General features: G+C 57.4%; 11 protein-coding genes. 7 read left to right on the top strand and 4 right to left on the bottom strand.

Annotated elements, in window-relative coordinates:
* Positions 1-10: 10 nt before the first annotated feature.
* From B5D61_RS04675 to B5D61_RS04665, 3 genes are read right to left on the bottom strand one after another with little or no spacing between them, the layout of a single operon-like run.
* Positions 11-907 carry a hypothetical protein gene (locus tag B5D61_RS04675; protein ID WP_139373064.1) on the bottom strand — a complete coding sequence of 299 codons (897 nt, stop codon included), beginning with the start codon at positions 905-907 and terminating at the stop codon, positions 11-13.
* Between the two features lie 20 nt (positions 908-927).
* Positions 928-1362 carry a type II toxin-antitoxin system VapC family toxin gene (locus B5D61_RS04670; RefSeq protein WP_078812132.1) on the bottom strand — a complete coding sequence of 145 codons (435 nt, stop codon included), beginning with the start codon at positions 1360-1362 and terminating at the stop codon, positions 928-930.
* A 5-nt stretch (positions 1363-1367) separates the two neighbouring features.
* Entirely contained in the window at positions 1368-1601 is a 234-nt protein-coding gene (locus tag B5D61_RS04665) for a hypothetical protein (protein WP_078812131.1), read from the bottom strand.
* A 90-nt stretch (positions 1602-1691) separates the two neighbouring features.
* On the opposite strand from B5D61_RS04665, the gene B5D61_RS04660 reads away from it, so the two are divergent.
* From B5D61_RS04660 to B5D61_RS04640, 5 genes are all read left to right on the top strand, one after another.
* A complete protein-coding gene (locus B5D61_RS04660) occupies positions 1692-4493 on the top strand; it encodes a valine--tRNA ligase (protein ID WP_078812130.1) in 2802 nt (933 codons plus the stop codon).
* Positions 4494-5070: 577 nt separating this feature from the next.
* The gene (locus tag B5D61_RS04655; RefSeq protein ID WP_078812129.1) at positions 5071-5511 is read left to right on the top strand and encodes a RidA family protein; all 441 of its coding nucleotides are present in this window, start codon (positions 5071-5073) and stop codon (positions 5509-5511) included.
* A gap of 122 nt (positions 5512-5633) precedes the next feature.
* The gene (locus tag B5D61_RS04650) at positions 5634-6245 is read left to right on the top strand and encodes a sigma-70 family RNA polymerase sigma factor (RefSeq protein ID WP_078812128.1); all 612 of its coding nucleotides are present in this window, start codon (positions 5634-5636) and stop codon (positions 6243-6245) included.
* Positions 6229-6876, top strand: a complete 648-nt coding sequence (locus B5D61_RS04645) for an anti-sigma factor family protein (RefSeq protein ID WP_078812127.1) — start codon at positions 6229-6231, stop codon at positions 6874-6876. The genes B5D61_RS04650 and B5D61_RS04645 overlap by 17 nt, the downstream gene beginning before the upstream one ends.
* The gene (locus B5D61_RS04640) at positions 6873-7376 is read left to right on the top strand and encodes a hypothetical protein (protein WP_078812126.1); all 504 of its coding nucleotides are present in this window, start codon (positions 6873-6875) and stop codon (positions 7374-7376) included. The genes B5D61_RS04645 and B5D61_RS04640 overlap by 4 nt, the downstream gene beginning before the upstream one ends.
* A 16-nt stretch (positions 7377-7392) precedes the next feature.
* On the opposite strand, the gene B5D61_RS04635 is transcribed toward B5D61_RS04640, so the two are convergent.
* Positions 7393-8259, bottom strand: a complete 867-nt coding sequence (locus B5D61_RS04635) for a helix-turn-helix domain-containing protein (protein ID WP_078812125.1) — start codon at positions 8257-8259, stop codon at positions 7393-7395.
* Between the two features lie 123 nt (positions 8260-8382).
* Between B5D61_RS04635 and B5D61_RS04630 the strand changes: the two genes are divergently transcribed.
* Complete coding sequence (locus B5D61_RS04630) at positions 8383-9366, top strand: aminoglycoside phosphotransferase family protein (protein WP_078812124.1); 984 nt, start codon at positions 8383-8385, stop codon at positions 9364-9366.
* Complete coding sequence (locus B5D61_RS04625; RefSeq protein WP_078812123.1) at positions 9366-10394, top strand: SAM-dependent methyltransferase; 1029 nt, start codon at positions 9366-9368, stop codon at positions 10392-10394. Before B5D61_RS04630 ends, B5D61_RS04625 begins: the two co-directional genes overlap by 1 nt.
* The last annotated feature ends 79 nt before the right edge of the window (positions 10395-10473 follow it).

The following is a 10473-nucleotide window of genomic DNA, read 5'->3' as shown; positions in this document are numbered from 1 at the left end:
CCGACGAAAATCACGGCTTCTCAGGTTGATGAATCCGGAATTTCTCCAGCTTTTCTTTGAGGCGTTCGACTTCGGTTTCGAGTTCCCCGATTTTTTTCTCCAATCCAGCGCAGTATTTTTCAGGGTTCCTTTGTTGGAGCCGTTCGATCAGATTGAAGAGCAGAGCCAGCCTCCACAGTCGGCTCTGAAGCGTGCGCAGGCGATATGCGCGTAGCAGCTTACCCGCGCGGAAAAAGCGAGCGAAGCGGAAGGCATTGAGCACGCGGAGGAACGCCACCAGCGGGAGCAGGATGATGATGAGGTTGATCCAGTTTTTCTGGCAATAGGCCAACTTTTGCGGAGTGGCGGCCACCATCCAGATGAATTCGGCCGTGAAACCCACCCAGATCAGACAGGTGATCAGATGGACGGTTAGGGCGAGATGAGGCCGACTTTCCAGATTCTCTCCAGAGCCCAGCTCCACACCGAGGACCGGCAGAACGAGCAGGGTCAGGATGAGCATGGGCAGCGCGAGTTTTTGCTCCAGTTTTTCCGTGGTCGCCGGTCCTGTGTGCCTCCACCCCACGCGTGGAATCCATAGCCATCCCCCCGGTGTGCTCGTCGCGGTGGTCATCCGTAGCGGAGGGATCAGTGAGGTGAGAATCAAACGCTTGATGCGGGAGGACCAGGAATCGGTGGCGAGAAAGATCCCCCAAAGTCCTTCAATGAACACGATGCCCCACAGGGTAAGGAGAGCCTGCAAATACCAAGGGTGCAGGCGCAGTGTCTCGCGCAGAGTTTCGCCACTGTCACCGTGAGGCAGGATGACTCCCACGAGCAACAGGAAAAGCAGAGCCAGCAAGAGCATCGATCCGTGACGAGCCGGGGTAGTGGCAGGAGGCGGCGAAACGGTCACTTCGGGAGTCATCGGAGGCGAATTCCTAGAGATTACGGCAGTACGTCCCGGCCAACTAAACCGAAGGAGGGGGCGGCTGCCAGCAAATGCTTATCATGCGAATAAATATCCGTTAGGCCATGGAGGGCAGCAGTAGCCAGATGTGTGGCGTCCCCAGAGCGCAGGTAGGTGCTGGTGCTGAGAGATAAAAAATGACGCTCTACGAATTTTTGCACAGGCCGATCCAGCGGTAACCAAGTCCAGACGCCTGCCTTTTCATCCGTTTCAAAGTGCATCCATACAGTCTTTAATGTCTTCGCAGTTAGGCTGCCCTCACACAGTTTACGATGCAGCGCAGCTAAAACCTCAGTGCGTCCCCAGATTGAGCACACCTTGGTGGTCGGTTGAGCGGCAAGCGCTCGGACAAGATGAGCATTCGGCTCAGGAAGATAGCACTTCAAAATGTAGTTCGAGTCGAAGTACATCATGGTCTTCAGCGGTCGCGGTCGTCACTGAGGATCTCAGCAGCATCACTTTTTTGGGCAGGTAAACCTGCGATCCAGCTTTCTCGATCAGGTAGTGACACGCCTTCCTGTGGGGGGGCAGATGGAGCCTGCAAAACGGCAATGACCTGACCTCGATCAGTGACTCGGACGGGTTGAAGGGCTGCTTCACGGACAATGCTCCCGGTGCGATCATGGAGTTCTCGGATGGACACTGTTTTCATATGTGACACATGGTGACACAAAAGGAGTGATTTGGCAAATCGGCGATAATTTGCAAAAAGCTCAGTCTCCCCCATCTTGTCGACCCTCCTATGCCCGAACTCGAAAAGACCTACACCCCGGCGGAAGTTGAATCCCGCTGGTATCAGCGCTGGCTTGATGACAAGTGCTTTGAAGCCGACCCTGCTCGGGTCAGTGAAAAGCGCCCGGCTTACTCCATCGTCATCCCACCGCCGAACGTCACGGGCATCCTCACCCTCGGCCACGTGCTGAATAACACCATTCAGGACATTCTGTCCCGCCGCGCCCGCATGTTGGGTAAGGAAGTGCTCTGGCTTCCCGGCACCGACCACGCGGGTATCGCCACCCAGAACGTGGTGGAAAAGACCCTGAAAAAACAGGGCGTGATCAAGCATCGCGATGACCTGGGCCGTGAGAAGCTGGTGGAGAAAATCTGGGAGTGGAAGGAAAAGCACGGCGGCATCATTATCCAGCAGCTCAAGAAACTGGGTGCTTCCTGCGATTGGAGCCGCGAGCGTTTTACTTTCGATGATGACTACAACCGCTGCGTGATGCGCGTGTTTGTGGACCTCTATAAAAAAGGCCTCATCTACCGAGGCAAGCGCATGGTGAACTGGTGCCCTTCCTCCCTCACCGCGCTGAGCGATGAAGAGGTGGAGATGAAGCAGCAGAACGGCTTCATGTATCATTTCAAAGTGCAGGTGGTGGAGGAGCCGGACACTTGGCTGACCATCGCCACGACCCGCCCTGAGACGATCCCGGGCGACACGGCGGTAGCGGTGAATCCGAAGGACGAGCGGTATGCTCATCTCATCGGCAAGCACATCCGTCGTCCGCTGCCGCTGGAGAACCAGGCCGCGATCCCGATCGTGGGAGATGACCATGTGGATTTCGAATTCGGCACCGGCGTGCTGAAGGTAACCCCTGCCCATGACAAGGCCGACTTTGAAATCGGTCAGCGTCACAACCTGGAGATCATTGACGTGCTGCACCCGAATGCCGTGCTCAATGATTTGGCAGGCAAGGACCTTGCCGGGTTGGAGCGCTTCGAAGGCCGCAAGAAGGCGGTGGAACTGCTGCGTGAGATGGAGGCCCTCATCAAGGAAGAGCCGCATCAGAATAACGTGGGTTATTCCGAGCGTGCCGGCGTGCCGATTGAGCCGCGCCTCAGCGAGCAGTGGTTCCTGAAATACCCGAGCGTGAAGGAGGCGCGGGAGTGTGTCTGGGACGGGAGCGCACGCGTCTCGCGTGCAGACTCCGGCGTCTCGCCGGAGTCTGTCCCTGGAGATGGCAACACGTCAGAACGGCATTCCGCGGGGACGCAGAATGCTGCCCGCGAGGACGCGTGCGCTCCAGGTCCGATGCGCTTCTACCCGGACCGCTGGGCCAAGGTGTATGATCATTGGATGGGTGGCCTCCAGGACTGGTGCATCAGCCGCCAGGTGTGGTGGGGGCATCGCATTCCGGTGTGGTATCGTGGTGAAGAAGTTTACTGCGGTGTTGATGCGCCCGAAGGTGATGGCTGGTCCCAAGACCCCGACGTGCTCGACACTTGGTTCAGCTCCTGGCTGTGGCCGTTTGCCACCATGGGCTGGACGGGTGACAAAGAGAAGGACGCGCAGAACCCGATGCTGAAGGCTTTCTATCCGACCACCGATCTGGTGACTGGGCCGGACATCATCTTCTTCTGGGTGGCCCGCATGATCATGGCGGGTTACGAGTGGATGGGTGAGATGCCGTTCAAGAACGTCTACTTCACGGGCATCATCCGTGACAAGCAGGGTCGTAAGATGTCGAAGTCTCTCGGCAACTCCCCGGACCCGCTGGAACTCATCGCCAACTACAGCGCCGACGCCCTCCGCTTCGGCATCATGCGCAGCGCTCCGCTGGGCCAGGACATCTGCTTCGATGAGAAGAACGTGGAGCTGGGTCGCAACTTCTGCACCAAGCTGTGGAATGCTGCGCGCTTCCGTCAAATGCAGGGTGGAGCCACGGAAACAGAGATCAGTGCCGAACTGCTGAGCAGCGACGACAAGTGGATCCTGCTGCGTCTAAATGCCGCGATTAGCGAGGTGACCACCGCTCTGGAAGAATACCGCTTCAGCGACGCCACCGCCAGCCTCTACCGCTTCTTCTGGAGCGAGTATTGCGACTGGTATATCGAGGCCTCCAAGGCAGTGCTCCAGGGTAGCGATGAGAAGCGCAAGGCCAACACCCTGGCCGTGATCGACTTCATCCTCGGTAACGCCCTGCGCCTGTTCCATCCCTTCCTGCCGTTCATCACGGAGGAGCTTTGGCATGGCATGGGCTTCAGCGCCGACATGCCAGAAAACCAGGGCGGTAAGAGCATCATGTTCGCCCCGTGGCCGAAGCTCTTGGATGAGGATGAACTCGCTTATTTCGGCATTCTGCCGGAAGATGAAAAAACGGCTAACGACAAGTATGAAGCGGTCAACCTGGGCCGTGGCCTGAAGAGCAGCTTCAACATCAACAAGCGCGTACGCTTTGTGCTGAAGCCAAACACTGACATCCCCGCTCACGAGATCGAGGTGCTGCGCATCCTTCTCAATGCCGAGCCTCTGGATGTGGATACGGCTTACGCACCACCGAAAGGCACGCCGACAGCCCTCACCCCACTGGGTCAGCTCTTCCTACCCCTGGACGGCCTGATCGATGTGGAGGCTGAACGTGCCCGTGTGACCAAGGAACTGGCCAAGGTCAGTTCAGAGTTGGACAAAGTCCGCACCAAGCTGGCCGACGAAAACTTCACCTCCAAGGTGCCGCAGAAGGTGCTCGATGAGCACAAGCAGCGCGAGACCGACTGGCAGGAGAAGAAGGCCAAGCTGGAAGAGATGATGAGTGCGCTGGGCTAACTAACAGCGTCAAGAGAGTCAAAGGTCAAAGAGGTCAAGCAGGGGGTCAAAGCCCTGCTAGGCCTCTTTGATTTTTCTTTCAAGCTTCGCCGCAGGTCGCTTTAGCCTGCATTGCGCTGCCTCCTGGAAGGAGGCGAGAGGTTCGCCCCGGGTGAAGCGAACGGAGTGAGCGAGAACCCGGGGATGCATGCAGACAATGCCTCAGGTCAATACCGCGCACCGGAGGTGCGCGAGAAGTATCCCTGGGCTCTTCCATCGATGAAGGGGTAAAACGGTCATCATGGGTTGATTGTGGATGTCTCGCGCACCTCCGGCGCGCAGCCCTGAACGAACTCGTTCTTTTTCGAGCCGGGTTTTTTTGTTCGCTTCGCTCACGCCGCCCCCGGCTAATTTCTGCCACCCCTCTGGGGTGACTCGACACATGATCGGGATTCTCATTTCTCCATTTTAACGCGGCTGATTCTTCTCGGCCTCCGCATACCAAAATCACCTCTCTCGACCCTTTCTTAACGGCCCAGTCTTGACTTCTTGACCGACTCCCAACCCTGCCTCATCTGACCGCCAACTCACCACGACCATGTCCTACCAGAAAAACGCTGAAGCCCAAGGAGTCATCTTTGCACCGTATGCCCCAGGTTATCTGAACCTGTGCATTCGTTCCGGCAATCAACTCATTACCTCAGGGCATGTGAGTGATTTGAAAGGCAAATTGGGGGCGGATCTGAGCGTGGAAGAAGGTTATAAGGCCGCCCGCAATTGCGTGGAGAAAATCCTGAATTCGGTGTGGAACACCCATGGAACCCTGGACGGCTTGCGAGTGATCAAAGTGCTGGGTTGTGTGAATTCGACCCTGGAGTTTACGGACCAGCACCTCGTCATCAACGGGGCTTCAGATCTGCTGCACGTCATCTTCGGCAAGGATGGAAATGGTTACCATGCCCGCAGCGCCCTCGGTTTCGCCCAACTCCCAACCGGGGCCGCCGTGGAGGTGGAGGCGATTTTCGAGGTCATGAGCTAACGCTCAGAAGGGGAAGAGCGCTATCGCTCACGCATCTCTTTGACTCCGGCGCGGATAAAGGTGAATATTCATCTGAATAACGCGTCCCTGGCGCCCGTCTCAGCCTTTGCCATCCCTAAAACATGCCCGCCTCAACTGCGCCTGATTCTGGCGAAGTCCCGGACTCTGACCTGGTCAAGCGCTGCCAGGCGGGCGACACGCGCGCATTCGATGCGCTCGTGAGCCGTTATCGTGGGAGGATCTACGCCATGACTTACCACATGATCCAGAATGAAACCGAGGCTTGGGACCTCGCGCAGGAGGCCTTCATCAAGGCTTGGCGCGCGTTGCCTCGGTTTAAGCTGGATTCGAGCTTTTACACCTGGCTCTACCGCATCGCCCACAATGTCACTTACGACTACCTGCGGAAGAAAAAGATCCAAGGCGATGGCGAGTTTGACGATTCCCGCACGGAGCACAAGGCGGCGGCCGGGGCTGAAACGGTGCCTCATGGCGATGATGCTCCGGACACAGCGCTGAAAAATGCCGAACTGGGGCAGCGCATCCACGCTGCGATTGCCCAGCTCAGCCCGGAGCATCGACAAGTCATCGTTTTGCGTGAGGTGGAAGGCCTTCAATATGAAGAAATCGCCGCCACGATTCCGTGCTCCCTGGGCACGGTGATGAGTCGTCTTTTTTACGCCCGAAAGAAACTCCAGGAACTGCTGAAAGACACCTATGAAAACGCCACCTGAAGACCATGACCTGATCCGCTGGCTGGATGGAGAGATGAGCGCTACAGAATTGGAGCGCTTCACCGCTCGGCTGGAGACTGACTCCGCTCTCAAGGCGGAGGCTGAATTCATGCAGCGCATGTGTGCGGATGTCCGCTCCGCACTCCCTGCCGAGATGCCGGTTCCCTATGGTGATTTTTTCAATTCACAGATTCAGGTGCGCTTAACCCAAGAAACCGTGGGGTCTTCATCGGTCTTGACGGGAGAGAGGGCGAGCTGGCTGGATTGGTTCCGCTTGCCGAGCTTTGTCACGGCAGCCGCTGTCGCGGTGGCCGTGGTGACGGCGGGTGTGATGATTGTGAGACAGCCGAGTGAAGTCGGGAACAGCTTGGTGCTAAGCTCCTATGCTCCCAATGGTAAGGTCCAAGTCAGTTCCTACCAGTCGGCGGAAGCTCAGGCGACGGTCCTGGTCTTGGATGGCTTGGAAGCGATCCCTGCAGATAGGAAGATTGTCGGCTATCACATTGATCGCAGTGAGATGAATACGGAGATGGCAGCCACGACCCTGTATGGTAGCGGTGGCGAGGTGTTGGTCGTCTCGACCGATTCGCGCAATCAGCCTCGTCTTCTGGCCGCAGCCATGACTCGATGATGAAGTTACTCGCTCCCATCGCTGCTTGCTTCACCCTGTGGACCCTGACCGCTCTGGGGGCAGGAGAAGTGCCGCCTACGGTTCAGCAGTTACCCGTGACCAAACCGGCCACCGAGGGACAGGTTTGGGGTGCCTTGATTTACGCTTCAGATACGGCCCCTCAAGGAGGCACTAACGAGGCCCCTCCGGCCAGCCTGAAAAACCTGCCGGAGCGTCTCGGCAAAGTCTTCCCCTACAAGCACTATCAAATTCTGGGTCAGCATCTCCAAGATGTTTTTCGGGAATATGAATCTTGGGTGGTGCCCTCGAAGGATCTCTTTTTGAAAGTGGACTCGAAAGGTCCCGCCGTGGGGGGAGGGGTCAATTTACACCTCCAGTTTTGGCGAGATCAGCAGGTACTCGTGAAAACCGATGCCGTTCTGAAAGCCAACAGTCCCCTCTTCATCGCCGGACCCACGTGGCGGGAGGGGAAGCTGATTTTCGTCTTGGTGCTCCAGTGAGGTGAAGCTTCCGGCCTCAGCCGGGCTTACCGCCTAGGACCCGCATCTGGCTGCGATATTCACGCGGTGTGCTGCCGACGACTTCACGGAAACGGCGATTGAAGTTGGCGAGGTTTCGATAACCGCAATCCAACGCGATATCAGTGATATTATTCTGATCCTCCGCAATCATGCGGCAAGCGCGGCCAATTCGAACTTCATTGATGTACTCCGGCACGGTTTTCCCAGTGCGGGAACGGAAGAAGCGACTGAAGGCCCCTTCGCTCAAATGGGCCAGACGGGCGAGCTGAGCGCGGTCAATATCCTCGGTCAGATGCTGGTGGATGTAATCGCAGACACGCTCCATGCGGCCCTGATCTGTGGCATGCAGCGTGGGCTCATAGGCCGCACTGGCTAGAGGCTTCAGATCCTTCGCACGTGACATGGAGTCGAGGATGGCCAGCAGATCGACCACTCGGGTGAGGCCGTCATTTTCAGCGAGATGGCGCAGACGCAGGGAGATCTCTTTGCGCACGGGGCCGCGCACTTCCAGACCACGACTGGCTCGGCGTAACAAACGCCGCACAGACTCCAACTCGGGCATGGCCATGAAGTCCTTGCCCAGGAAGTTTTCATCGAAACGGATGATGATGGCATCGACGATACCGGCGTTTTCCTCCTGGTGCCAGACGTGGGGCAGATTTGACCCGACAAGGACGAGATCGCCATCGCTGATGGGGGCAATGTTATCCCCGACAACGCGGTGCCCACGGCTTCGAATGGCGAGGGTGATCTGGAATTCCGGGTGAAAGTGCCAGCGCGTGCCGTAGTCGGGTCCATGCACCAATTCACAATGGAACGACTCCCAGTCACGACGTGGGACTTTCTCAAAGACAGGCTTCATGAGGGGGAATATAAAGGGGATTCACGGGATGCCAAACATGCGGTTGTGCTCAAGAATGAACCTTTGGTGCTCTCCAGCAAGAGGTTGCAGCTTGGGCCGTGGTGCGGTTAAATCTCGGCTTCCATGCCACCCGAACACGAGGCCCTGCTCATCCTGACTCGCCAGCAATTTCCTGCGTTGGAGGATGTGCCATGTCGGGTCGAGCCCATCCTGAAAGGTGGGTCTGACCGGCACTTCTATCGATTCATTTGGGAAGGCCAAGCTCATCCAGATATGATCCTCATGGTCTATACGATGGCACGGCGTGACAATCCTAAATTTGTTCCAGCGACTCGCCGCTTGGCAGCTCTAGGCGTAAATGTCCCGGCCATTTATGCTTTTGATGAGCAGCGTCTCTGCGTGTGGTTGGAGGATTTGGGGCGGGATGATCTCCATGCTCATCGAGAAGAGCCCTGGGCTAGTCGTCGCCCTCTTTATGAGGCGACCTTGAGGGAGGCAGCCAAGTTGCATAGCGTGAAAGCTGCTTCCCTAACCTCGGCGGAGCTGAGCGCTCTGGAGCCTGAGTTCGATGAGGCTCTTTACGAATGGGAGCAGAGCTACTTTATCGAGCACTTCGTGCGCGGGGTTCTGCGTCGGAACTCCGAGGCCACCGAGCAGACCGAAGCGCGCCAGACCTTGCTGGAACTTCGTCAGCGTCTGGCTCGCCGCCCGCGCTGTCTCGTGCATCGAGATTTTCAGAGCCAAAACGTGCTGCTGCGAGAGGGCACGGCATGGCTGGTGGATTACCAGGGCCTTCGAGCCGGTTTGGCCGAGTATGATTTGGCCTCCCTGCTTTATGATCCGTATGTGACGATCAGCCGCAGTGAGCGGGGTGAGTTGCTCCAGTATTATGCTGAATTGAGAGGCATCCCCTTGTCGGAGTTACGCAAGGTCTTTTTCCAGTGCGCCGCGCAACGCTTGATGCAGGCGCTCGGGGCTTATGGGAACCTGAGTCGTAACCAGGGTAAAACGCAATTCGAGCAGCACATCCCCGCTGGGCTGAAAAATCTCGCTTCCGTGTGCGAGGAAGCTCCCGAGCTCGAGCCGCTGCGCAGCCTTTTCCTGTGATGCATCTTTTCCTGCCTGCCGCAGACATGGCCCCTTTCCTGGTGGAAGAGCTGGCCAGATCGGGTGTCTTGACACCATCAGTTCTTCCCGCCGCAGACTATGCTCCGTTAGTTCAGGCGGATAGCTTGCCTGAGCACTCGCTGCTGGCGTTCGCGTGGCAAACGCTTCCCAATGCCATCTCTGTGACGGGTGCCTCGATCAATGGTTGGGCGGATCAGATCATTGGTCGGATCGCCGGTGTGGTGTCGGATGCTGGCCCTTGGCGCTTGCATCTCTGGCCGGTGTATGGGGAAGGGCGTGCAGGCTGGCATCGCTGCGAGTTGATTCGAGCGGCTCTGATGGAGCGGCTGAAAAAAAAGCGACGCGCTCTTTTGAAGGGCTTCGAAGAGGGGAGTACGGCCTGGACGTCGCAAACTTCTCTGGTCCAGGCCATGCTCACGGGGCCTGATGCGGGCTTCCTTTCCGTGGCTGTGGCCCCACAGCCTTTTGATCGACGTGCTTTGATCTCGACGTTTCCAGGGGGTGTCATCGCGCATGCCGAAGACAAGGCTGCTCCGAGTCGGGCTTTTGCCAAGGTGATTGAGGCGGAACTCCGGCTCGGGCGTCACATTCAGAAAGGCCAAACCTGTGTGGATTTGGGTGCTTCGCCGGGGAGTTGGAGCTATGTGGCCATTCAGCGTGGTGCTTATGTGACGGCGATTGATCGCAGCCCGCTGCGAGAAGATTTGATGCGCAATCCAAGGCTCACTTTTCAGCAGGCCGATGCCTTCAAGTTCCGCCCCCCTCAACCTGTGGACTGGCTGATCTGCGATATCATCGCCGCTCCACAACGCAGCATCGACCTCCTGCTGGAATGGCTGCGTGAAGGGCAGATGAGTCAGTTCATCGTGACCATCAAGTTCAAAGGCACAGAGGAATATGCGTTGCTGGATCAGCTCAAAGAACAAGCGGCACCCCTCTGCAGCGATTTTCGTCTCATGCGGTTATGCGCCAATAAAAACGAAGTGACTGCCTTTGGCGTGGTCTGACGCCGAACACGTCATTTCCACGGAGAGAAGACATTCCGCAGGAAAGAAGCACGGCGGTGGCACCGTGACTTCTTTTTGT

Source organism: Prosthecobacter debontii, assembly GCF_900167535.1.
In the GTDB taxonomy this organism is placed as follows: Bacteria; Verrucomicrobiota; Verrucomicrobiia; order Verrucomicrobiales; family Verrucomicrobiaceae; genus Prosthecobacter; species Prosthecobacter debontii.
Note: the sequence above shows the minus strand (reverse complement) of the source record. Positions and strands in the feature narration are given on the sequence as shown.